This is a genomic window from Staphylococcus sp. GDY8P119P, assembly GCF_017892075.1.
Taxonomy (GTDB): Bacteria; Bacillota; Bacilli; order Staphylococcales; family Staphylococcaceae; genus Staphylococcus; species Staphylococcus ureilyticus.
Genome location: NZ_JAESKJ010000011.1, coordinates 50,790 through 76,361, shown reverse-complemented (window position 1 = coordinate 76,361; position 25,572 = coordinate 50,790). Strand labels below are relative to the sequence as shown.

At 32.3% G+C, this 25,572-nt stretch carries 22 protein-coding genes and 2 pseudogenes; 16 read left to right on the top strand and 8 right to left on the bottom strand.

What is annotated here, in order from left to right; translation table 11 throughout:
• Positions 1-18: 18 nt before the first annotated feature.
• Positions 19-762 (top strand): glycerophosphodiester phosphodiesterase, encoded by a 744-nt coding sequence (locus KA830_RS11255; protein ID WP_107526086.1) that lies wholly within the window; start codon positions 19-21, stop codon positions 760-762.
• A 73-nt stretch (positions 763-835) separates the two neighbouring features.
• On the opposite strand, the gene KA830_RS11250 is transcribed toward KA830_RS11255, so the two are convergent.
• From KA830_RS11250 to KA830_RS11240, 3 genes are all read right to left on the bottom strand, one after another.
• The gene (locus KA830_RS11250; RefSeq protein ID WP_210134256.1) at positions 836-1,342 is read right to left on the bottom strand and encodes a GNAT family N-acetyltransferase; all 507 of its coding nucleotides are present in this window, start codon (positions 1,340-1,342) and stop codon (positions 836-838) included.
• Between the two features lie 252 nt (positions 1,343-1,594).
• Entirely contained in the window at positions 1,595-2,197 is a 603-nt protein-coding gene (rpsD, locus tag KA830_RS11245; RefSeq protein WP_019468598.1) for a 30S ribosomal protein S4, read from the bottom strand.
• 254 nt (positions 2,198-2,451) lie between these two features.
• Positions 2,452-2,916, bottom strand: a complete 465-nt coding sequence (locus KA830_RS11240; RefSeq protein ID WP_204180437.1) for a GAF domain-containing protein — start codon at positions 2,914-2,916, stop codon at positions 2,452-2,454.
• A 224-nt stretch (positions 2,917-3,140) separates the two neighbouring features.
• On the opposite strand from KA830_RS11240, the gene ezrA reads away from it, so the two are divergent.
• The 9 genes from ezrA (at position 3,141) to KA830_RS11195 (ending at position 13,087) form a co-directional block, all read left to right on the top strand.
• Positions 3,141-4,832, top strand: a complete 1,692-nt coding sequence (ezrA, locus tag KA830_RS11235) for a septation ring formation regulator EzrA (protein ID WP_046206848.1) — start codon at positions 3,141-3,143, stop codon at positions 4,830-4,832.
• A 298-nt stretch (positions 4,833-5,130) separates the two neighbouring features.
• Entirely contained in the window at positions 5,131-6,267 is a 1,137-nt protein-coding gene (locus tag KA830_RS11230) for a cysteine desulfurase family protein (protein ID WP_204180438.1), read from the top strand.
• Complete coding sequence (gene thiI, locus KA830_RS11225) at positions 6,264-7,487, top strand: tRNA uracil 4-sulfurtransferase ThiI (protein WP_204180439.1); 1,224 nt, start codon at positions 6,264-6,266, stop codon at positions 7,485-7,487. The genes KA830_RS11230 and thiI overlap by 4 nt, the downstream gene beginning before the upstream one ends.
• Before the next feature lie 80 nt (positions 7,488-7,567).
• Positions 7,568-8,344: a sulfite exporter TauE/SafE family protein gene (locus tag KA830_RS11220; protein ID WP_046206852.1), complete on the top strand. Its 777-nt coding sequence runs from the start codon at positions 7,568-7,570 to the stop codon at positions 8,342-8,344.
• Between the two features lie 224 nt (positions 8,345-8,568).
• Positions 8,569-9,561, top strand: coding sequence for a signal peptide peptidase SppA (gene sppA / locus KA830_RS11215; protein WP_046206853.1), 993 nt, complete (start codon positions 8,569-8,571; stop codon positions 9,559-9,561).
• A 9-nt stretch (positions 9,562-9,570) separates the two neighbouring features.
• Positions 9,571-10,110, top strand: coding sequence for an RDD family protein (locus KA830_RS11210; protein ID WP_204180440.1), 540 nt, complete (start codon positions 9,571-9,573; stop codon positions 10,108-10,110).
• Between the two features lie 89 nt (positions 10,111-10,199).
• Positions 10,200-10,694, top strand: a complete 495-nt coding sequence (gene tpx / locus KA830_RS11205; protein WP_046206855.1) for a thiol peroxidase — start codon at positions 10,200-10,202, stop codon at positions 10,692-10,694.
• A gap of 158 nt (positions 10,695-10,852) precedes the next feature.
• Entirely contained in the window at positions 10,853-11,800 is a 948-nt protein-coding gene (locus KA830_RS11200; protein ID WP_204180441.1) for a class I SAM-dependent methyltransferase, read from the top strand.
• Positions 11,801-11,887: 87 nt separating this feature from the next.
• Positions 11,888-13,087, top strand: a complete 1,200-nt coding sequence (locus KA830_RS11195; RefSeq protein WP_046206857.1) for an acetate kinase — start codon at positions 11,888-11,890, stop codon at positions 13,085-13,087.
• Between the two features lie 244 nt (positions 13,088-13,331).
• Here the strand turns inward: KA830_RS11195 and KA830_RS11190 are convergent, their stop codons facing one another.
• Both KA830_RS11190 and KA830_RS11185 read right to left on the bottom strand, forming a co-directional pair.
• A complete protein-coding gene (locus KA830_RS11190) occupies positions 13,332-14,501 on the bottom strand; it encodes an esterase-like activity of phytase family protein (protein WP_046206858.1) in 1,170 nt (389 codons plus the stop codon).
• 208 nt (positions 14,502-14,709) lie between these two features.
• A complete protein-coding gene (locus KA830_RS11185) occupies positions 14,710-15,213 on the bottom strand; it encodes a universal stress protein (protein ID WP_046206859.1) in 504 nt (167 codons plus the stop codon).
• 150 nt (positions 15,214-15,363) lie between these two features.
• On the opposite strand from KA830_RS11185, the gene ald reads away from it, so the two are divergent.
• Positions 15,364-16,479, top strand: coding sequence for an alanine dehydrogenase (ald, locus tag KA830_RS11180; protein ID WP_046206860.1), 1,116 nt, complete (start codon positions 15,364-15,366; stop codon positions 16,477-16,479).
• Positions 16,480-16,731: 252 nt separating this feature from the next.
• Here the strand turns inward: ald and KA830_RS11175 are convergent, their stop codons facing one another.
• A complete protein-coding gene (locus KA830_RS11175) occupies positions 16,732-17,361 on the bottom strand; it encodes a copper homeostasis protein CutC (RefSeq protein ID WP_103161636.1) in 630 nt (209 codons plus the stop codon).
• A complete protein-coding gene (locus tag KA830_RS11170; RefSeq protein ID WP_210122864.1) occupies positions 17,358-18,410 on the bottom strand; it encodes a M24 family metallopeptidase in 1,053 nt (350 codons plus the stop codon). The genes KA830_RS11175 and KA830_RS11170 overlap by 4 nt, the downstream gene beginning before the upstream one ends.
• Positions 18,411-18,615: 205 nt before the next feature.
• Between KA830_RS11170 and KA830_RS11165 the strand changes: the two genes are divergently transcribed.
• Positions 18,616-19,305 carry a metal-dependent hydrolase gene (locus tag KA830_RS11165; RefSeq protein WP_046206863.1) on the top strand — a complete coding sequence of 230 codons (690 nt, stop codon included), beginning with the start codon at positions 18,616-18,618 and terminating at the stop codon, positions 19,303-19,305.
• Between the two features lie 145 nt (positions 19,306-19,450).
• On the opposite strand, the gene KA830_RS11160 is transcribed toward KA830_RS11165, so the two are convergent.
• Positions 19,451-19,864 carry a universal stress protein gene (locus KA830_RS11160; RefSeq protein ID WP_046206864.1) on the bottom strand — a complete coding sequence of 138 codons (414 nt, stop codon included), beginning with the start codon at positions 19,862-19,864 and terminating at the stop codon, positions 19,451-19,453.
• 223 nt (positions 19,865-20,087) lie between these two features.
• Here KA830_RS11160 and KA830_RS11155 point away from each other — a divergent pair, with 223 nt between their 5' ends.
• From KA830_RS11155 to KA830_RS11145, 4 genes and pseudogenes are all read left to right on the top strand, one after another.
• Complete coding sequence (locus tag KA830_RS11155; RefSeq protein ID WP_046206865.1) at positions 20,088-21,380, top strand: DRTGG domain-containing protein; 1,293 nt, start codon at positions 20,088-20,090, stop codon at positions 21,378-21,380.
• A gap of 35 nt (positions 21,381-21,415) precedes the next feature.
• Positions 21,416-22,351 carry a DHH family phosphoesterase gene (locus KA830_RS11150; RefSeq protein ID WP_204180443.1) on the top strand — a complete coding sequence of 312 codons (936 nt, stop codon included), beginning with the start codon at positions 21,416-21,418 and terminating at the stop codon, positions 22,349-22,351.
• 20 nt (positions 22,352-22,371) lie between these two features.
• Positions 22,372-22,741: pseudogene (locus KA830_RS13915) on the top strand (PHP domain-containing protein); the annotation flags it as partial.
• 113 nt (positions 22,742-22,854) lie between these two features.
• A pseudogene (locus tag KA830_RS11145) lies at positions 22,855-25,399 on the top strand (DNA polymerase III subunit alpha); the annotation flags it as partial.
• Positions 25,400-25,572 lie beyond the last annotated feature (173 nt).

The following is a 25,572-nucleotide window of genomic DNA, read 5'->3' as shown; positions in this document are numbered from 1 at the left end:
AAGGGGAGGGCACTTTTTATGTCATTTGAATACGAAAAACATCATATAATGTTAGTTGCGCATCGTGGCTTGGCAATGGATTATCCAGAAAACACCAGTATTGCTATTCAAGCTGCCCTTCAAAGCAATGCAGATATTTTAGAGATAGATCTACATAAAACGCGGGATGGTCAGTTAGTTGTGATACATGATGACACTATTGACAGAACATCAAATGGTAGGGGGAAGGTTGGAGAACAAACACTTAATGATTTAAGACAATATGATTATGGTATAAATAGTAATCCAAGATATACCAAACAAACATTGCTGACATTTGATGAAGTATTAACATTAATCAAAGCATCGTCTCAGGCATTATTAATAGAAATGAAACAACCTAAAAATTATCCCGGAATTGAAAATGATTTAATAGATAAACTAAAGCAATATGAGCTAGATAAAAATCAAGTGATCATTCAATCTTTTGATCAAAATTTTATAAAACAACTATATCTGAAGCATTATGGTTATCGATTAGGTGTTTTAATTAGCAAAAAACGATATTGGTATAAAATGCCATCTTTTAAAAAAATAGCTGAATATGCTGACTACGTGAATCCACACTTTTCCTTAGTAACGAAAACCTTTATGAAAAAAGCACATTATCATGGATTAAAAGTAATGCCTTATACTGTTAATGAAAAAAGCCAAGCGATAAAACTGATCCGTATTGGTGTCGATGGTCTTATTTCTGACAAACCACATCGCTTATTTTGTTAATTCAATAACTACCTGAGCAAAAGCTCATGCATAACCCCCACTAACTCAACAAGTTGAGAAGTGGGGGTTACATTTATTTTTGTTGATTAATCCAATCATCTTTTAAAAGACCCATTACATGGCAATCATTATATTTACCTCGCGTATAGAAATGTTCTTGTAAGGTACCTTCAATTTTAAAGTTTTGTTTTTGGTAGATATGTACAGCCTTCTCGTTTGTAACATCTACAAATAAATATATTTTATGAAGGTTTAACACTAAAAAGGCATAATCTATGGCCATTTTAAAGGCTTGTGAGGCATATCCTTTACCATCATATTGTTCATCTACGATAATTTGTATTTCGCAATTACTATGTATAAAATCAATTTCTACCAATTCAACCACGCCGATACGCTCAGAATCATTTTCGATAATAAATCTTCTTTCAGATTCATCTAATAGATGCTTTTTATAGAGTGATTGTAACTCACTTAAAGATTGATATGGTTCTTCAAACCAATAAGACATAATGGAATATTCATTATTTAAATGATGTACAAAGTCCAAATCTGTTTCTTCTAAAGCTCTAATTTTCAATGTTAACACTCCTTTTTACTAAATATAAACAAAGTGAAGAAAAATGTAAAATTGAAAAGAAGTACAGCGGAAGGTCTTTTAATTTCCTTTAGCATTAAGTGGATACAATGGGGGTATCTTGAAACCTTTCAATATGTTAACGTTTATTATTATTTTAGGTTAGAAATGATTGCGTAATGAGTCAATATCTACAAATTTGGATACAAAAAAACACCGACAAAAAAATTTGTCGATGTTTTAATAGAAAACTTATTATCTTGAGTAGTACTCAACGATAAGTTGTTCATTGATTTCAGCTGGTAATTCACTACGTTCAGGAATGCGAATGAATTTACCTTTTAAGTTGTCTGCATCAAACTCTAAGTAATCAGGTACAAAGTTGTTGATTTCAACAGATTCAGCAATGATATCTAATTTAGCAGATTTTTCACGTACTGAAACTTCTTGTCCTGGTTTAAGTGTGTATGATGGGATATCAACACGTTTACCGTCAACTTCGATATGACCATGGTTAACGATTTGACGTGCTTGACGACGTGTACGAGCTAAACCTAATGAATATACAACTGCATCTAAACGTGCAGCAAGTAATTGCATGAAGTTTTCACCATGTACACCATGTTGGTTACCAGCAATTTCGAATGTGTTACGGAATTGTCTTTCAGTCATGCCATATAAATAACGTAATTTTTGTTTCTCACGTAATTGTAAACCATACTCTGACATTTTTTTACGTTGGTTAGGACCATGTTGTCCTGGTGCGTAAGGACGTTTTTCTAATTCTTTACCTGTGCCACTTAAAGAAATACCTAAGCGACGAGATTTTTTCCAGTTTGAACCTCTGAATCGAGCCATAAATAGACTCCTCCTTTTTCTTTTTTGTTGTTATGAAAAAACAAAAAAGAGTGTTGCATGCTTAATTGGATATATTGTTTTATGTGTCCTCGCCTCATAGCTACGGTTACACGGCACGCCCACTTTGGGAACAACATAGCGCCAATTAATATACAACTGCTAATTTCGTTTATTCACACAAAGAACATTGTACCATGATATATTAATCTGTCAATAGTTTACCTTGCGTTTGTTTGTAATAGAACAGGATTAGTTTATGATAATTGATTTTCAATGATAGCTACAATGTTTTCTAAGCCTTGCTTATCTTCATTATTGAAACGGTTTGTGATAGGTGCATCTATATCTAAAACACCTATGACATTGCTATCTTTATGAATAGGTATTACAATTTCAGATTTACTGTTAGCATCGCAAGCAATATGTCCAGGAAATGCATTTACGTCTCCTACTAATTGTGATTCATCTTTGGCAACAGCAGTCCCACACACGCCTTTACCAATAGCGATATGTACACAAGCAGGGTGTCCTTGAAATGGACCAAGAATTAATTCGTTATCTTCTACTAAATAAAATCCTACCCAGTTAATTTGATCTAATGAATCATTTAACAGTGCAGATATGTTACTAAGGATGGCAATCATATTGGACTCATCTTCAATTAAACTTGAAACTTGCTTTTGTAATAAATCATAATTTGTTTCACTAACCTCTAGCATAAAAAAACCTCACTTTTTACTTTTCATTTAGTATAAAGACTGTTTTAATAGTAATCAATCAATTGATTTTAGAAGATATTATAAAATTATCGTTATACATATGATTAGGAAAGAAAGAACTTAATGACTAATTTTAAATAATTGAGATGATTCACTCATTTTCTCTTTAATGGGTAGGTATCTTACGTTATAATGAATAGTGATAAAATAGGAGGAGAAAACATATGGTATTGTATGTCATTTTAGCAATTATTGTCATTATACTGATTATTGTCGGTATATTATTCTATATGCGTTCCAACAAAAGCCAAATAATTGAAAAGGCTGAAACGCGTAAAGTAAAAGTAGAACAATTACCCTATGATGAAAGTCTATCTCAATTGTCTGAGCTAACTTTAACAGGGGAGACAAAAACAACTTATAACAGTTTAAAACAAAATGCACTAGATAGTAAAAATCAATATTTATTACCAGTAGAAGAAAAAATTCATGATGCAGAAGGATTGCTTGATAAATTTAAATTTTCACAAGCTCAAACTGAAATTGATGAAGCACATGAATTGATGGATAAATATGAAGAAAACTACAATGAACTTACTTCAAAAGTTGAAAATATTTTAAATCTACATAAAGAAAGTGACCACCTATATGAAGCGTGTAAGGTGGATTATCGTGAAATGAAACGTGATGTGTTAGCTAATAGACATCAATTCGGTGAAGCGGCTGCTCCATTGGAACAAGAAATTGAATCATTTGTTCCAGAAATGGAAACATATGAAACATTAAAAGAGGACGGTAATTATAACCAAGCGTACAATCATATCAAAACGCTTAATGAAGATATGAATTATCTTAAAAAAGATATGGATGAAATTCCTGAGTTGATTAGAGAAGCACAAAAAGAATTACCAGGACAATTCCAAGATTTAAAATATGGATGTCGCGACTTGAAAGTCGAGGGTTATGATTTAGATCATGTCAAAATTGATAGTTCATTACAGACGCTTAAAACAGAATTGAGTTTCGTTGAACCAATGATCAGTAGATTAGAATTAGACGAAGCAAATGATAAATTAAATAGTATTAATGATCGTCTTGATGAAATGTATGAATTAATCGAACATGAAGTAAAAGCAAAAAATGAAGTAGAAGAAACAAAAGAAGTTATCACTGATAATCTATTTAGAGCTAAAGAAATGAATTATACGTTACAAACTGAAATTGAATATGTGCGCGAAAATTATTATATAAACGAAAGTGATGTTCAAAATGTAAGACAGTTTGAAAATGAAATTCAGAGCATGATTTCAGTATATGATGAAATATTACAAGAAATGGCGAAATCAGCAGTAAGATATAGCGAAGTCCAAGATAACTTGAAATATATCGAAGAACATGTTGATGTCATCAATGAAAAACAAGAAAAACTACAAAATCATTTAATTCAACTTCGAGAAGATGAAGCAGAAGCAGAAGAAAATATCTTGCGTGTTCAAAGTAAAAAAGAGGAAGTTTATAGAAAACTCTTGGCCTCAAATTTACCGAGTGTACCTGAAAGATTCATCATTATGAAAAATGAAATAGATTATGAAGTGCGTGAAGTAAACAAAAAATTTAGTGTGAGACCCATCCATGTAAAACAACTTAAAGATAAAGTCTCTAAAGTAGTTCTACAAATGAATAAATTTGAAGATGAAGCAACAGATGTTCTCGTCAATGCAGTCTATGCTGAAAAATTGATTGAATATGGGAACCGCTATCGTAAAGAAAGTTCAAATATTGATAAAAGTCTTAATGAAGCAGAGCGTTTATTTAAAAATAATCGTTACAAACGCTCAATTGAAATATCTGAACAAGCGCTAGAGAGTGTAGAACCAGGTGTTACAAAACAAATTGAATCACAAGTTATTAACTAAATAATAGTAATGTTTTTGAGGCTGGAACATAAAATTGTTCCAGCCTCAAATAATTTTTTGGCGCTAGATGTTTGTATGAACAAATTATTAATATTTAATGATTATTTAAAAATTCATATAGACATTGATGAAGAAATTATATTTAAAAAACCATTTTCTGTCTTACTCTCTTTTCTTTTTAATAAAACCGAGTATAATGCTAAAAGGGAAACTTTAAAATAAGAAATGATATGTTGATATAAAAAATAAATATGAAAAATCCTTAAATATAAAATGATATAGAATTGGAGTGAAAACATTGATTTATCTTGATAATGCAGCGACAACGAAACCGCGACAAGACGTATTAGATACCTTTTTAAAAGTAAATGAATCGCTATATTTTAATCCAAACAGCCCACATAAAGCAGGTATACAAGCAGAGCAGTTATTACAACAATCAAAAGATCAAATTAAAGAACTATTTAAATTAGAAAAGGATTTTGATATTGTTTTTACAAGTGGCGCAACTGAATCCAATAATATTGCTATCAAAGGGATTGCTTACAAGAAAAGAGCATTTGCAAATGTCATAATCACTTCAGTTTTAGAACATCCCTCTGTTTTAGAGGTTGTTCGTTCATTAGAAAATGAAGGTTTCGATATAAAATATGTAAACGTGACTAAAGATGGACTAATTGATTTAGAACATTTGAAATCGTTGATGTCAGATAAGGTAGCTCTTGTAACGTGTATGCAAGTCAATAATATCATGGGACAAATTCAACCTATCGAAGCGGTGGCAAAAATTGTTCACCAATACCCTAAAGCACACTTACATGTTGATGCAGTACAAGCAATAGGTAAAATTGCGTTAGATTTTAAATCTGCTGACACAATGAGTTTAAGTGGCCATAAATTTCATGGCTTAAAAGGCCAAGGTCTTTTATTTGTTCGTAATTTACATCAAATTGAGCCAATTGTTCATGGCGGTGGTCAAGAATACGGACTTAGAAGTGGCACAGTCAATCTTCCTATTGATATAGCCATCGTGAAAGCTTTAAAAGTCGCTGTAAAAGAAAGCGCGCAACTATATGAAAAATTAAGTGAGTTCAATCAGGAAATCATACAATTTTTAAATGAATATAGTGGTGTAAAGGTTAATTCTCCTAGCGGCGCATCACCACATATTTTGAATGTTGGTTTTCCCGGCGTGAAAGGTGAAGTATTAGTAAATGCATTTTCAAAATATGATATTATGCTATCTACTACAAGTGCTTGTTCATCCAAAAAGGCATCCTTGAACGAAGTACTTTTAGCAATGGATATCCCTAAAACGCAAATAGAAGGCAGTATCAGAATATCAATGGGTGCCAATACTACTACTGATGATATACGTAATTTTAAGGAGAAATTTAATCTTGTATATGAAGAAGTGAAGGAGTTGTTAAAATGATTTATGATCACATTTTAGTGAGATATGGAGAGTTAACCTTAAAAGGTGCTAACCGTAAGATGTTTGTTAATAAATTACGTTCAAATGTTAAACGCGCATTAATGCCACTGCAAGGATATAAAGTCAAAGCCAATAGAGATAGAATGTACATTGAATTAGATGAAGGTGCAGATATTGAAGAAATGTGTCGCCGCTTAGAAAAAGTATTTGGTATTTATTCTATCAGTCCCGTATTGAAAATTGATAAAACAATAGAAGCAGTACGTGATATAGCTGTAAAATTTGCTCAAGGTTATGCACATGGAGATACATTTAAGATTGATGTCAAACGCTCAGATAAAAACTTTTCGTTTGATACATATCAATTGCAAAAAGAACTCGGTGGAACCGTATTAAACGCAACTGATGATCTAACAGTAGATGTACACAACCCGAACCATACGATTAAAGTTGAGGTTCGATTAGACGCTATTTATGTTTATGATCAAGTCATTGCAGGATCTGGTGGATTACCAGTTGGTACGGGTGGTAAGACATTACTTATGTTATCCGGAGGTATAGATTCTCCAGTAGCTGGTATTGAAGTTATGAGAAGAGGTGTCACTGTAGAAGCCATTCATTTTCATAGTCCACCATTCACGAGTGAAAAGGCTAAAGATAAAGTAATTGAACTGACAAGAATTATGGCTGCGCATGTTGGTCCTATTAAATTGCATATTGTACCCTTCACTGCTTTACAAAAACAAATTAATAAAGTCGTACATGAGCGCTATACGATGACTTCAACACGTAGAATGATGATGAGGGTAGCGGATAAGCTTGTGCATGATATTGATGGACATGCCATCGTAAATGGTGAAAATTTAGGACAGGTTGCTAGTCAAACCCTTAAAAGTATGTATGCTATCAATCATGTGACATCTACACCAATCTTACGACCACTTTTAACATTAGATAAGGAAGACATCGTGAAGAGAGCCAAAGAAATTGGTACATTTGAGACGTCTATTCAGCCATATGAAGATTGTTGTACCATCTTTACACCTAAAAATCCTGCGACGGAGCCAGACATTGAAAAAGTCGAAAAATTTGAAGCGGTATATGATTTTGAACCTCTTGTACAAGAAGCATTTGAACAAATAGAAACTTTAACAATTACGCCAGACTATCAAAGTGAAAAAGATACTGAAACGCAAGCATTGGCAGATCATTTATTTTAATATTTACTTTGAGTATTCAATTCCATACGAACAACATGAGTTAATTAGACATAAGGATAAAACAGATAGGGGATGGAATCATGCTAGATTGGGATATTTCAATCGTACTGATAATTATACTTCTAGGATTTTTAGCGGCGTTTATTGATGCAGTTGTAGGTGGGGGCGGCTTAATTTCTATCCCGGCATTATTAGCTGTTGGTATGCCCCCCGCTATTGCATTGGGTACTAATAAATTAGCAAGTTCATTTGGCTCACTTACAAGTGCATTTCGTTTCTTGAGGTCGGGTAATGTCGATTTGAAGATAGTAGGAAAGTTATTTCCATTTGTATTTATTTTAGCAATATGTGGTGCTAGCGTTGCTACATTTCTACCCGCTGAACTGTTAAAACCATTGGTTATCATTATTTTGACGTTAGTGATGATTTATACGTTAGTTAAAAAAGATTGGGGAAATGTGCGTACATTTACAAAATTGTCGCTTGGTAAAGCAATCTTATTTATGAGTCTTATGTCACTCATAGGATTTTATGATGGTTTTTTAGGTGGTGGTACCGGCTCATTTATGCTTTTTATTTTACTTATGTTCGGTTTTGATTTTTTAAGTGCTGCCGGAAACGCGAAAGTATTAAATTTTGCTTCCAATTTAGGCGCTTTAATTTTGTTTATGATATTAGATCAGGTTGACTATTTTTATGGTTTAATTATGGCAGCAAGTATGATTTGTGGATCGTATGTTGGGGCAGCTTTTGCAATTAAAAAAGGTGTCAGTTATGTAAAAACTTTATTTATTGTTGTAACTGCCATATTGATTATTAAAAATGCTTACGATTACATAATGCAATTAATAAATTGATCATTTGGAAAAAGAATTTGCTATATTTCAAAGGTATTCAGATACGTGAACATGGCTGAGACAATTAATTGTCTCAGCTTCTTTTCATTTTAAATAGACACTCATACTAGCCTATTGCTATCTTAATCCTTTTTTATTTTCGTATAATGGTATACATTATTGAATTGATTATGTTTAAATTGTATTTGAAACGATTGAAAAAATATTCTGGGAGTGAATACGTTATGTCGAAAAAGAGAATAATAGCAATAGTACTTGCCGTAATTATCGTGCTTGGTGGTATTGTTATGAGTTCGATATCTACTGTGATTTCTTCGCTTTTTAGTGAAGATAGTATGTCAGAAATAGATCCATTTACTGAAACGGTAGAATCAGAAGGTGATACTTCAAAACGCATTGTACACTTAACTTTAAATGGTGAAATTAGTGAGGGTACTGGTGAAGGAATGTTTGGAAGCTCTGGTTATAATCATGAAGCATTCCTTAAACAGTTGGATAAAGTTAAAAAAGATAGCTCGATTAAAGGTGTTTTATTAACCGTTAACACACCAGGCGGAGGTACATATCCAAGTGATGAAATTTATAAAAAAATTAAAGAAATAAAGAAAAAAGATAAAAAGGTTTATGTACATATGGATGCGATGGCTGCATCTGGTGGATATTATATATCTGCCCCTGCTGATAAAATATATGCTGGTCCACAAACGACTACTGGATCTATTGGCGTTATTATGTCAAACGTTGATTATTCTGGTTTACAAGAAAAATTAGGCGTTAAGGAAAATGTCATTAAATCTGGTGAACATAAAGATATTATGAGTAGTTCTCGAAAAATGACTAATGAAGAGAAAGATATCATGCAATCAGTATTAAATGATAGTTATGAAAGATTTGTTGGTATTGTTGCTAAAGGTAGAGATATGCCAGAGAAAAAGGTTAAAAAGTTAGCTGATGGACGTATATATAGTGCGCAACAAGCCGAAAAGAATGGTTTGATTGATGAAATTGGTTATAACGATAATGCGTTAAAAGCACTTAAGAAAGACATAAAAGCAAAAGATGCTGAAGTGTTTAAATATAGTGAAGACGAAGGTTGGTTTAGTTCTATTTATTCAACTAAAACAACATTACATCAATTCAAAAATGAATTAAGTGAATTGAAATCAATTATAAGCAATGATACAGAAGCTGAACCTATGTATCTATATAAAGGTTAGGTGTATATAATGGAGCAGTATACAAATCAACAAACATTACAGTCAACCTCAGAAAATGATAAATCTGATATAGAAGCAATGTATCATGAACAATTAACAAAGTCTGTATATGCTAGTTTTGGTATAAGGTTTTGGAGTTTTATTATTGATTTACTCATTATATTTGGCATTCAAGGACTATTATTAAAACCGATATACCATTTTACGCAAATTGATGAACTTAAGTTATGGATTGATTATTTTAGCTTAGGTCACGTTTTAGATGCGCTTGTATTTTATTTATATTTTGTATTATTAACTAAATTTTTCAAACAAACGATAGGTAAAATGATTTGTAACATTCGAGTAGAACGGATAGATCGTCAATCTCTTACATGGGCAGATGTGTTGTTTAGAGAATGGATTGGTCGTATTATAAGTGGCGTTTTATTTAACTTACCTTACTTGGTTGTTTTGTTTACAAATAAACACAAGGGTATCCATGATATCTTCGCTGATACAGTCGTAATCAGAAATAAATTTGAAAAGTTGTTTTATTTAAAAAAATAAATGTGAATTTTACTGAGCTATGAGTTTATTTTGATACGATAGATAGGTATACTATGGTTGTAAGAACTATTTAATAGGAGGCGTGCAATATGGCACAAATTACATTTAAACAAGAACCAGTAACACTATATGGTTCACAAGTAAAAAAAGGAGAATATGCTCCAAATTTTACTGTCTTAGACAATGATTTAAATGAAGTAACTTTAGAAAGTTATGACGGACATAAGAAATTAATTAGTGTTATTCCGTCTATAGATACAGGTGTTTGTGATCAACAAACACGTAAATTTAATGAAGAAGCTGCTAAGGAAGATGGTGTGGTTTTAACTATTTCTGTAGACTTGCCATTTGCACAAAAAAGATGGTGTGCTTCAAATGGTTTAGATAATGTAATCACTTTAAGTGATCATAGAAACTTATCTTTCGGTAAAACGTACGGCGTTGTTATGGAAGAATTGCGTTTATTAGCACGTTCTGTTTTTGTCTTAGATAAAAACAATAAAGTAGTTTATACTGAAATTGTTTCTGAAGGTACAAATTTCCCAGACTTTGATGCTGCTTTAGAAGCTTATCGTAATCTATAAATAATATAATATTGTCATATGATTAAACTAGTAAAACTCACAAAACAGTATCGTTGACATTATAAATTAAACTGTCCATAATTATTTGGTAATATAAGTTAGGGTACTGACTTAATTTCAATTAAATTATGGACAGTTTTTTTAGAAAGGACTTTTAAATGGCACAAGAAGAAACAGTAATGGAACAATTATTTAAGGCACTTGATGAAAAAACCAAATCTTTAAATGAAGAGAATGGTCAAAGTTTCATAGAAAATTTAGGACTTGCAATGGAAAATATTTATACTAATCAAAGGTCATTGTTGGAACAAGCCACGCTACAAGATAGACGTAAAGCATTTCAATTTGCTTATTTAAATTTAATGCAAAAAGAGGATGTTCAAGCAAATCATCAAATTACACCTGATTCAATTGGAATGATTCTAGGATTCCTTGCCGAACGTTTTTTAAAAAACAAAGATGAATTCCATGTAGCGGATATTGCGAGTGGTGCTGGACATTTGAGCGCTTCTGTACATGAAGTACTCACTGAACATACGATTATGCATCACCTGGTTGAAGTGGATCCTGTATTATCACGCGTGAGTGTACATTTGGCAAACTTTTTAGAAATTCCATTTGATGTTTATCCTCAAGACGCTATCATGCCACTTCCTTTTGAAGATGCAGATGTTGTTATCGGTGATCTACCGATAGGGTATTATCCAGTTGATGAAAGAAGTAAAGAAATGCAATTAGGGTTTGAAGAAGGGCATAGCTTCTCTCACTATTTATTAATTGAACAAGCAGTAACAACCTTAAAAACATCAGGATATGCATTTTTAGTAGTACCTAGTAATTTATTTGAAAGTACAAATGTGAAACAGTTACAAAATTTCATTGCAACAGAAACAGAAATGCAAGCTTTTTTAAACTTGCCATCTACACTATTTAAAAATGAAAAAGCGCGTAAATCCATACTTATACTGCAGAAGAAAGAAACGAATGTAACAAAGCCAGTAGAGGTTCTGTTAGCGAATATACCTGATTTCAAAAGCCCTCAACAATTTCAAGCCTTTTTACAAGATTTAAACGCTTGGATGATGGAAAATCATCCTGAAAATTAAACTGTAATATTCTTGAATTCTTACTGTATTAATGATTAAATAGATATGGATATAAAATAATTTAATTTAAATTGGAGGCATTATGCTATGTCAAAATTAATTTTGGCTATTAACGCTGGTAGTTCATCATTGAAATTTCAACTTATTGAAATGCCGGAAGAAAAAATTGTTACTAAAGGACTAATTGAACGTATTGGATTAAAAGATTCTGTATTTACCATTGAAGTGGGTGGAGAAAAACACAAGGAAACTTTAGATATTGCAGACCATGAACAAGCGGTTAATATCATGTTAGAAAGTTTCAAAAAACATGGTGTGATTGATAGCATTTATGACATTGACGGAACAGGTCATCGTGTCGTTCATGGTGGTGAGTTATTCCCAAATTCAGTATATGTTACGGATGAAGTTGAAGAACAAATTGAGTCATTAAGTGAATTAGCACCTTTACACAACCCTGCAAACTTAATGGGTATTCGTGCTTTCCGTAAATTGTTACCAGAAATTCCACATGTAGCTATTTTTGATACTTCGTTCCATCAAACTATGCCAGAAAAATCTTATTTATACAGCTTACCATACCAATATTACGAAGATTATGGTATTCGTAAATATGGATTCCACGGAACAAGTCATAAATATGTATCTCAACGCGCAGCTGAGATTTTGGGCAAACCGATTGAAGAATTACGCATGATTTCATGTCACATCGGTAATGGTGCATCAATTGCTGCAATAGATGGCGGAGAATCTGTTGATACTTCAATGGGATTCACACCACTTGCTGGTGTTACTATGGGTACGCGTTCAGGAAATATTGACCCTGCATTAATTCCATTTATTATGGAAAAAACAGGAAAAAATGCAGAAGAAGTTTTGAATACATTAAATAAAGAATCAGGTTTATTAGGTATTTCTGGTACTTCAAGTGATTTAAGAGACATTATTGATGAAGCTAAAGCAGGTAAAGAACGTGCTCAATTAGCATTAGATGTCTTTGCATCAAGAATTCACAAATATATTGGTTCTTATGCGACACGTATGCACGGCGTAGATGTAATCATCTTTACTGCAGGTGTAGGCGAGAACTCTGATCCTGTTAGAGCAAAAGTTTTAGAAGGTTTAGAATTTATGGGAGTTTATTGGGATGCTAAGAAAAATGAAGCGATTCATGGAGAAGAAGGTTTCATTAACTATCCTCATTCACCAGTAAAAGTCATTGTTATTCCTACAAACGAAGAAGTCATGATTGCACGCGATGTAGTTAAATTTGGTAATCTAGAATAAGTTTGAAACAAAACTAGAGATTGTTTAATTTCAAAGTATAGAGACTTGATTCAGTTCAAAATCTTAAAAAGTTTCAAAACAAAATCTTGAATATAAGCATTTTGATTTATAAATAAACGTCAATTTCTATTGCAAGCTTATAGAAATTGACGTTTTCTTTTGTTTTATTATTAATGTTTTAACTACTTATTAAGTTTTAAAAAAATATACTTGAATTGAAAAACATAAGCTGATTGTTGTATTTTTAAGGTTTTATTTCGAATGCAGTTAGGTTCGTTTGTTGTTTTTGATTGAAGTTATTATCTGAAATAAAGACCAAGCTATCGTTACCATTAGGTAATTTCGGGCCAAATGACATTCCTTCTATATTGTCGATATGCCCAATGTCTTGCTCATTAAGATTTGCGATCAGTTGTTTTTTTACCGGTGCGACGTGAGATTTTTGGAGAGATTTAATATTTTTAATATCTGTTCCACTGGCTATATCGACTTTATAGACGCGAATATAATTTTTGAAATTACTATTTTTATCTTGAACAGTGGCACGCTCAAGTACAAGTAATTGTTTTTGATTCAAGGTTAAAATTTCAGCAATTCCATTTTCAGCATCTTTATTTTTTCCAGGTTTTTTAGGAATTGGATCTAGAGAATAAGCTTTTTCTGTTATAACATCTCCTTGACGATTATATTTTGTTAAGCGTGTTAGGGCGCCTGATTCTGTGGTTGGTAATTGATCATCTTGAAGTAAAGGTGCTTCCATAGAAGTCCAGATATACTTACCATTTTCAGAAAACGTACTCCCTTCTAGCGCCTGATTATTTCTAAATCCATATTTATTTTGATCATCCTTTTTGATAGGGTTATTGATTTGCAAATCATTGATCAATGTTCCAGTTCTACTAGTTATTCTTATGAAGGGATTGAAACCGAGATTTCGATCACCTTCACTTGTATAAAGTATATGGTTACGATTGAGAGGGTCAATTCTAATTGATTCTGGGTCAACTACAACATCTTGTGAATGGGGATTATACGATGCTTTATTTGGGTATTTTGTTCCATTAGCTTGTGTTAAATAGTGCATTCGAGTGAATTTTACTTTATTAAATTTGTGTTTATTATAATGAATTTGAGCTTCATAAAATCTGGCTGGATTTTCTTCTGAACGGTCATCGCTAATCATAAGCCATTTTTTGGATTTGGCATCATAGGAAATGCCAGAAAGACCGCCTACTTTTGTATCATTAAATGATTTATTATAAGGAATTGTTTCCGTATCTATATAATTTAATCGAGTAGCTGTTTTTTCACTTTTTATATCATCAGTTGAAGATGCGTATGTATGTGTTGGTGCAGAAATCAAAAAAGCATTAATGGCAAAACTAAGTATCATCAGTCTCTTAAATTGTTTCATATCATTGACTCCTTTAGGGGTATGTCTTAATTTTATTTTACTTACCTGATATGAAGCGCATTTGAATTTAATATAACAATTGGATAACAAGTAAATTATAGATGTTAAGAAAATTAATAAAAAGAGATAGTTTAACACTATATATCGTGCAAACTATCTCTCTTCTTTTAAATCTGTATGCTTTTATTAAATAGGTCGAATATTAAAGTTAGTGTGCTTGATACTTAGATCTAAATTCATCTGTAGCTACTTGTGGTTGGAAGTCTTCTGGAAGTTCTTCTGTGCGTACCACCAACACGTCACACGGAGAGTGTCGTACAATTGCCTCAGACACAGAACCTACGATAAATCTTTCAACTGCATTTAATCCTGACGTACCACACATAATTAAATCTGCTTCTACATCAGCTGCTAACTTTTTAGGTATGATTGCTTTAGGTGAACCAAATTCTAGTCTTGTTTCAACCGCGGTTACACCAGCATTTGTTGCTACTTCTTTATAACCTTTTAACAAATCTTCTGAGAAATTTTTTGATTTTTCAGTAAATTGAGCATCATAAACTTCATAAGAAGAGTAAGTTCTTGAATCAATAACATTGACGATTGTTAGTTTAGAGTCATTACGTTTTGCTACTTCTACAGCTTTATTAAATGCCCATTCAGCTTCATGTGATCCATCGACAGCGATTAAAATATTTTTATACGTTAGCATCACAATTACCTCCTTCATCTTCTTGCTTATATTATACCACTATTTACAGAATATTAACATAATTCCCCTTAATACATGTTGTAAAAATACCCTAAACTATGATTGCGCTTTCATATAATACGCGTTACTATAAATTTGGAGGTGGATAAAATGAGAATAGGTATTCCGAAGGAGATTAAAAACAATGAAAATAGGGTGAGTTTATCACCAAGTGGTGTACATGCATTAGTAGAACAAGGTCACTCAGTCATTGTTGAAAAATCTGCTGGTTTAGGTTCATATTTTGAAGATGATGATTATGTTACGGCTGGGGCGAAAATTGGTGATGGACCAGCTGAAGTATGGAACGTGGATATGGTTATGAAAGTCAAAGAGCCATTAGAAGAAGAGTTCCAATACTTTAAGGAAGGACTCATACTATTTACTTATTTACATTTAGCAAATGAAAAGAAACTCACACAAGCTTTATTAGATAATAAAGTAATAGGTATTGCTTATGAAACGGTTCAATTGCCAGATAAATCATTACCACTATTAACACCAATGAGTGAAGTAGCAGGGCGTATGTCTGCTCAAATTGGGGCAGAATTTTTACAAAAATATAAAGGTGGCATGGGCATTTTACTTGGCGGTGTGCCTGGCGTCTCTAAAGGCCGCGTAACGATTATCGGTGGAGGTCAAGCTGGCACAAATGCTGCTAAAATAGCATTAGGATTAGGTGCCGATGTAACAATTTTGGATGTTAATCCTAAGCGTTTACAAGAGCTTGAAGATTTATTTGATGGTCGTGTGCACACAATTATGTCTAACCCATTAAATATTGAACAATGTGTTAAAAACAGCGACTTAGTTATCGGTGCGGTATTAATTCCAGGTGCCAAAGCGCCAAATCTAGTTACTGAAGACATGGTAAAATCCATGAAAGACGGTTCGGTAATCGTGGATATTGCTATAGACCAAGGTGGTATTTTCGAGACAACTGATCGTATTTCAACGCATGATGATCCAACGTATAAAAAACATGGTGTTGTACATTATGCTGTGGCTAATATGCCTGGTGCAGTACCACGTACTTCTACCATTGCATTGAATAATGCAACGTTACCATATGCATTACAAATTGCGGGAAAAGGTTACTTAAAAGCATTACAAGATAACGAACCTCTATCATTTGGTTTAAATACAATTAATGGTGTATTAACAAATAAAGGTGTAGGTGAAGCTTTGAATTTACCTTATTCTAATGTTGAAAGTTCTCTTAAATAATAAAAAATAACAAACAAAAACTGGTAATCTCTTCTATAAAGTAGAGGTTACCAGTTTTTAATTTGGATTTTAAAATAATTTATGAAATTTAATGTGTTTAAATAATGATAATTGTAAAATATAATCTAAATATTGAGACACGAACACAACAATCGTTTAATTTCATAGCATTATAAACTTAATGGTCAACAATATGATGAAATTTGTGTTGCAGTTAAGCATTTGAATGTTATATAAGATCATTTGATACTGCTATACAATTTTTGTACCGTGTACTTCTTGAAAAGGAAATGCACTAATGAGTTCTTGAACATTAGATTTTGTTAAACCACCACCAGGCATGATTTCAATATTTCCACCAGAATTCACGACCAATTTACCAAGTTGATTTAAATTATCAAAAATATCAGTTTCTGCTGGACCACCATGAGTCAGTAACCTGGTAAAACCTAGTTCAATTAATTTGTGTAATGCTTTTACCTGTCCTTCTAAATGAATTTCGTCGAAAGCCATATGACAAACAACAGGTATTGGTGATGCGAGTTGTTTTAAAGTTTTCATTTGCCATTCGTTCAGTGTATTATCATCTGTTAAACAACCGAAAACAAAGTAGTCAATATCATATGATTTAATAGCTTTAATATCTCGTTGCATAATTTCAAAGTCGTATAAGCTATATACAAAGTTGCCTCCACGGGGGCGTATCATGACAGCAATTTCTACGTGATTTGCTTTACAAATTTCAGTAGCAATTTCAATCATTCCAATACTAGGTGTGGTACCTCCGACATGTAAGTTATCACATAATTCAATACGATCTGCACCATTTTCAATTGCGTATTCAACTTGTTGGATTGTTTCGACTACGGCCTCTTTGATCATTTTTCGTAACCTGTTAAGCTTTCGTTTCCATTTTCAGTAACAAGAATATCATCTTCTATACGCACACCAGCTACTCCTGGAACATAGATGCCAGGTTCGACTGTTACAACCATACCCGGTACGAATTCATTTGTATTTGTACTAGAAACATCTTGGTATTCATGCTCTTCTAATCCTAGGCCATGTCCTAATCGATGAGGGAAATAGTCTCCATAACCAGCATCTGTGATAATATCTCGAGCAATAGCGTCTACATCTTTGATTTGTACACCAGGTTTAATTGCAGCAATCGCCGCTTGTTCAGCTTTTAATACGGTATCGTAAATGTTTTGAGCTTCTGAACTAGGCTTTCCAAATTTAATTGTTCTGGTCATATCACTACAATAATTTTCGTAAATGACGCCTAAATCAAATAACACAAATTCATTATTTTGTAATTGACGGTCGCCAGGTATACCGTGTGGTGATGCTGCGTGATCACCGAAAAGGACCATTGTATCAAAGCTCATTTCATTAACTCCATAAGCTTTGATTTCATATTCAATGTGATTAACAACTTGTCGTTCTGTCACACCTTCTTTTAAGAAACTTGCCCCAATTTCTATACATTTATCTGCTAGTTCACAAGCTTTCCGAATTTTAGCGATTTCAGATTCACTTTTAACATTACGTAGCGACTTTATCGTTTGATCTATGTCACCGAACGATTGTACTTTGAAAGCTTCGATTAATTCACGTTGACGCTGTACAGTTAAATGAGCCGCTTCAACTAACATTTTATTGAAAGTAAAAGGATATTTATCTAATGCATTTTCTGTATCAAGGTAACCAATGATTTCACCATCAAATGGTGAAGCCTTTACTTCTTCGACTTCTAATTGTGGACAAAATAGGACTTGATCACCATTTTCTTTGATTAATAAAGCTAGTAAACGTTCATGAGGATCACTTAAATAGCCGGTGAAATAAAAGATGTTCAATGGGGTAGTAATCCATGCTGCATCAGCTTGTTGTGACTTTAATGATTTTATAACTTGTTGTAACTTCATTTTTACTGCCTCCTATATATATGATTATATTAATTTTATGTTAGTTGTGTAAGGAATTCAAAAATAATATGTTGAAATAAAGTATATTGCTAAAATTATAAAAAAATTTATCGTTCATAAACACGTATTTTGGTAAAAGTGTGTTATAACTATTAATCATTGTGGTATATATAAAATAAATAGTTTTATGGGAGGAATTATCGATATGAAATTATCTTTTCATGGACAATCAACGATTTATTTTGAAGCAAATGGCAAAAAAGTAATTGTTGATCCATTTATTACGGGAAACGATTTATCTGATTTAGATGCTGAAACTTTAGAAGTAGATTATATAATTTTAACACATGGTCATGGCGATCATTTTGGTGATACAGTTGAATTAGCAAATAGAAACCATGCAACAGTTATTGGTTCAGCTGAATTAGGTGATTATTTAACGACTACTAAAAATGTTGAAAATGTTAGACCTATGAATATTGGTGGTAAAGCAGAATTTGATTTTGGAACAGTTAAGTTTGTACAAGCGTTTCACAGTTCTAGCTTGACTGATGATAATGGTATTCCCGTATATTTAGGTATGCCGATGGGGCTAATTTTAGAAATAGAAGGCAAGACGATTTATCATACTGGTGATACAGGATTATTTGGTGACATGAAATTAATTGCTGAACGTCATCCAGTTGACATTTGTTTTATTCCAATTGGTGATAATTTCACAATGGGCATTGATGATGCTAGTTTTGCAATTAATCAGTTCATTAAACCTAAAATTACAGTACCAATTCACTACAATACATTTGACTTGATTAAACAAAATCCAGAAGATTTCAAGTCAGCTGTTTCAGAAGGTGAAGTACAGATATTAAATCCAGGTGATGCAGTCCAACTTTAAAGTGATTGTGACATAAAAAATCTTGGATAAAACAAAAACGCCAATTTCTACTAGGATTTTAGAGGAATTGGCGTTTTCTTTGGTTTTATAGAATTGGATCGTTTGATGCAATGAGGTGACTATTAGAGTCATATTAAGTGTTATGCTATTTTACAATAAGCACAGGGATGCTTGCTCTTTTAGCAACTTTATGACTCACACTACCTAGCACGAATTTTTTCTTGGCTTCAGCACGACGGTTACTAAGTACAACAATTTCATATTTACCACTATTTGCCTCTTTTACCAATTGTTCTTTAGCATTACCACGAACAATGATTTCATCATATTTAATGCCATATTCATCGAGCGTATTTCGTGTATTTTCTAAACCTTTACTACGTTTTTCAACAAGTTTATCTAAATGAACACCAGATTTAATCGATGCTTGTGCATCTTGTTCACTGATTGCGTTAAGAATTGTTACAACAGTACCTTCACCAGCTAATTTTGAAACTTCTTCTAGTGCTTTTTCATTTTTAAGTGTGGTATCAACACCGAGTAAAATATTTTTAAACATTATTCCATCCCTCCTTAATTCTATTCTAATTAGAGTTTATCACAAATCAAATTAAAAATTATATATTTTCATAGTAACAGAGTAAAAAGTTTTATAAATATTAATATATTACTGAATATATGTCATAATTATAGTTAAAATATATTTTTTAAGTGATTAAATCGCAATTTTAGCTATAAAAAGTTATAATATCATAGAAAATGTCAAAAATGAGGTTATTAAAATGACAAAGCATGAGCAAATTTTATCTTATATCGAATCTTTAGCAGTAGGACAAAAGATTTCTGTTAGAAAAATAGCGAAAGATTTAAATGTCTCTGAGGGGACAGCGTATCGTGCGATTAAAGATGCCGGTAGAATTGGTTTAGTAGCAACAATAGATAGAGTTGGTACTGTCCGAATAGAAAAGAAATCACGTGAACAAATTGAACAACTTACATTTGGAGAAATTGTAAAAATAATTGATGGACAAGTATTAGGAGGAAGAAATGGCCTTATTAAGACATTATCAAAATTTGCAATTGGCGCAATGGAAATTGAAGATGTGGTAAAGTATTTAAGTCCTCACACATTATTGATTGTAGGAAATCGTAAAGATGTCCAATTGGCCGCATTGAAAAGAGGAAGCGCAGTATTGATTACTGGTGGTTTCAGAACGTCTAATGAGATAATCAAATATGCCGATGAACATGATTTACCGATACTGTCATCTAATTATGATACATATTTAGTTGCAAATATTATTAATAGAGCGATGTATAATCAAATGATTCGGAAAGAAATATTGGTCGTTGAAGACATAGTTAAATCAGTGAATGAAGATACTGTGGTTTTTGATAATATGACCTTGCACGATTACAAAGAAAAAGCAAAACGCACAGGACATTCCAGATTCCCGGTTATTGATGAACATTGGCGTTTAGTTGGTATTATCACAAGTAAAGAAATAATTAAAATGGATGACAATGATACTTTAGCACATTTTATGACGAAGTCTCCACTCAATGTACAACTTTCAACTACTGTTGCAAATTGTGCACACATGATGATTTGGGAAGGTATTGAATTATTACCAGTGATTTCACCAAGCAAAAAATTAATAGGTGTAATTACCAGAAAAGATGTATTAACAGCAATGCAATTGCTGAGTCGTCAGCCACAAGTAGGTGAAACCATTAATGATCAAGTAGCTAAACATATTACAATTGCAAACGATGATATTCAAGTACAAACTTCGCCTTTACTTACAAATCAATTTGGCACATTGAGTAAAGCAGTTTTTGTAGCAATTATTGAAGAAACCGTTCGTTATGAAATGCGGAAATTAAAGAAACTTGAAGTAATGATTGAAAGTTTAAATATCATTTACATTAAGACTGTGCAAATTGAATCTGAAATCAATGTACATTATGATATGTTAGATGTAGGTAGAAATTTTGCTAAATTAGAGGTAACGATGACAAGTGATGGTAAACATGTTGCAAAAGCAATGATCATTTGTCAGATGATAGATTAAAGGGTATATATATAATATAAAAAGGAAGATATAAAATGACGATGGAATTTAATCAAATTATGGATGAAATAAAAGCGGTTCAAACAGTAATTATACATAGACATGTGAGACCAGACCCGGATGCTTATGGATCGCAACTCGGCTTGAAAAATTACTTAAAACTTAAATTTCCAGAAAAGAATATTTTTGCAGTTGGAGAAGGAGAACCGTCGCTTGATTTTATCGGTACTTTTGATGATATTAGTGATGACCAATATAACGAAGCATTGGTTATCGTATGCGACACTGCTAATGCACCGAGAATCAGTGACCATAGATTCAATACTGGCAAACGTCTTGTTAAAATTGATCATCACCCAGCAGTTGACCAATATGGAGATATAAATTATGTCAATGATGAAGCATCATCAACGAGTGAGATTATTTTTGATTTCATAAGTCATTTTAACGATCAATCTCTGATTGATGATTCTGTAGCAAGAGTATTGTATCTAGGTATTGTTGGAGATACTGGGCGTTTTTTATTTAATAATACAACACCACATACGATGGAAGTCGCAAGCCAATTATTAAAATATTCATTTAATCATCAACAAGAATTGAATAAATTGGGTGAAAAAGATCCTAAATTATTGCCATTTCAAGGCTATGTTTTACAAAATTTTGATTTAAATGATAAAGGTTTTTGTAAGGTGAAAATCACAAAAGATGTACTAGAAAAATTTGATATTGTAGCGAATGAAGCTTCGCTATTTGTCAATGCGATTGCTGATATTCAAGGATTGAAAATATGGGTTTTTGCGGTAGATGAAGGAACTGAAATTAGATGTCGCATTCGTTCTAAAGGTATCGTCATTAATGATATTGCTAATGCATTTGGTGGTGGAGGCCATCCGAATGCATCTGGTGTTTCCGTTGCAGATTGGCGACAATTTGAAGAATTAGCACAAGCATTAAATAATAAATTGTAAGATTTGGGAGGTATTTGCTGATGGTTGCGCATTTAAACGTTCATACATCGTATGACTTATTGAATTCAAGTATTAAAATTAAAGATGTCATTGCGAAAGCAACGAAAGAAGGTTACACATCATTAGCAATTACAGATACAAATGTTTTATATGGTTATCCCCAATTCTACGACGCGTGCATAGCAGCAAATATTCATCCAATATTTGGTATGACGATTTATCTCACAGATGGTTTAGCTTCAGTTGAAACCATTGTCCTTGCTAAAAATAATCAAGGTCTAAAAGATTTATTTAAATTATCGTCTGCAATAAAAATGAAAGAAAAGTCTGAAACGCCCTTAGAGTGGCTTAATAAATATATTGATCATTTGATTGTCATATTTAAAGATGTAAATGAAGCACACCAAAGCATATTACAAAATTTTATTGGTAATGAAGATATATTTGTAAATCATAGTAGCCAAAAAGGTTTAGATTTTCCGGCCGTGTGGGCACAAAGTACAAACTATTTAAATGAAGAAGATGCGGATACTTTAACGGCATTAGCTGCTATAAAAAATAATGAGAAATTAGATTTAGTTAAAGAAGTGCATGATTACAACGCACATATGTTTAGTAGAGCTGATCTAGATACATTCCATGTTAGTGAGCGTATTTGGCAAAATACAAATTACATCGCATCCATTTGTAATGCCGAACTACAATATCATCAATCATTATTACCTAAATTTAAAACACCAAATAATCAGCCGTCTAAAGATTATCTTTATGAGATGCTTCAACAAAATTTGAAACAGTTAAATCTATCCCAAGCATCATTACAAAGATACGACAACAGGCTTAATCATGAATATGAAATTATTACACGCATGGGTTTTGAAGACTATTTTTTAATTGTAAGTGATTTAATACATTTTGCTAAAACGCATGATGTATTAGTTGGTCCAGGTCGTGGTTCATCTGCTGGTTCTTTAGTTAGTTACCTATTAGATATTACGACGATTGATCCCATTAAATATAACTTGTTATTTGAGCGTTTTTTAAATCCTGAGCGTGTTACTATGCCAGATATTGATATTGATTTTGAAGATACACATAGAGAAAAAGTGATTAAATATGTACAGGAAAAATATGGCAATAATCATGTTTCTGGTATAGTGACATTTGGTCATTTATTAGCAAGGGCAGTTTCAAGAGACGTCGGTCGGATTATGGGTTTTGATGAAATAACATTAAATGAAATTTCATCTTTAATCCCTCATAAATTAGGCATTACATTAGATGAGGCATATGAGAAAAAGGAATTTAAACAATTTGTGCATAGAAATCATCGGCATGAACGCTGGTTTGAAATTTGTAAAAAATTAGAAGGTCTACCACGACATACGTCAACACATGCAGCAGGGATCATTATAAACGACCACCCTTTATATGAGTATACACCATTAACTTTAGGTGATACTGGCATACTGACACAGTGGACTATGACCGAAGCGGAACGTATTGGTCTGTTGAAAATTGATTTTCTAGGTTTACGAAATTTATCTATTATTCATCAAATCGTTAAGCAAGTGAAAAGAGATATGAACATTGATATAGATATTGAAGCCATTCCTTTTAATGATTCGAAAGTATTTCAGTTACTCTCACATGGTGATACAACAGGTGTATTCCAATTAGAATCTGATGGTATAAGAAATGTATTGAAAAAATTACAACCAGAACAATTTGAAGATATTGTAGCTGTAACTTCTTTGTATAGACCTGGACCTATGGAAGAAATACCAACGTATATTACTAGGAGACACTTCCCTGAAAAAGTACAATATTTGCATAAAGACTTAGAGCCTATATTAAAAACAACGTATGGTGTTATTATCTATCAGGAACAAATTATGCAAATTGCGAGTAAGTTTGCTAATTTTAGTTATGGTGAAGCAGATATATTAAGACGTGCAATGAGTAAAAAGAATCGTGCAGTATTAGAGAGTGAGCGACAACACTTTGTGGAAGGTGCTTTAAGTAACGGGTATGATGAACGATTAAGCAAACAAATTTTTGATCTGATTTTAAAATTTGCAGATTATGGCTTCGCACGTGCACATGCGGTGAGTTACTCCAAAATAGCTTATATTATGAGTTATTTAAAAGTACATTATGCTAATTATTTTTATGCCAATATCCTAAGTAATTCAATTGGTAGTGAAAAGAAGACAGCACAAATGATCGATGAAGCGAAACATCAGCAATTAAATATATTGGCACCCAATATTAATGAAAGTCATTGGTTTTATAAAGCAAGCAACAAAGGTATCTATCTATCTTTAGGCGCAATTAAAGGCATCGGCTATCAGAGTGTTAAACTTATTGTTGATGAAAGAAAAAGTAATGGTATATATAAAGATTTCTTTGATTTTACACGTCGTATACCTAAAAGAATAAAGAGTAGAAAATTACTTGAAGCATTAATATTAGTCGGGGCTTTTGATACATTTGGTAAAAATAGAGCGACGTTATTGCATGCGATTGATCAAGTGTTAGATGACGTATCCAATGTGGAACAAGATGATTTTATTTTTGATGTATTGACCCCAAAAACATCTTATGAAGACAAAGAAGAATTACCAGATCAAGTACTAAGTGATTATGAAAAAGAATATTTAGGGTTTTATGTCTCGACACATCCTGTAGAGAAGGCATTTGAAGAAAAACAATATCTTGGTATTTATAAACTTAATAATGCTAGAGATAATCAACCTATCTTTATTCAAATCGACCAGTTAAAACGTATTCGTACTAAAAACGGACAAAATATGGCATTTATTACGTTAAATGATGGACTTAATAATTTAGATGGGGTAGTGTTCCCAGACGCATATAAAAAATTCGAAATATACTTAAACAAGACAGATACACTTATTGTGAAAGGTAAATTTGAATATAGAAATAATAAAAAACAACTTATTATTAACCAAATAGAAAGTGTTGCGTCGTTTGAAAGTAATAAACTAGCAAATGCAAAACAAATCATCATTAGAAATATAGAAGATTTATCAGAAATAAAAAAGCAGTTAAATTTACAAGCAACGGCAGATGACATCCCAGTGAAATATTTTCAAGAAAACCAAAATCAATTTAAAATTATAGGTTTTATAACACGTAAAAAAGAAAAAATTGAAACGCTGATAGCCAAGTTTTCACCATGGGATATAAGGATAATT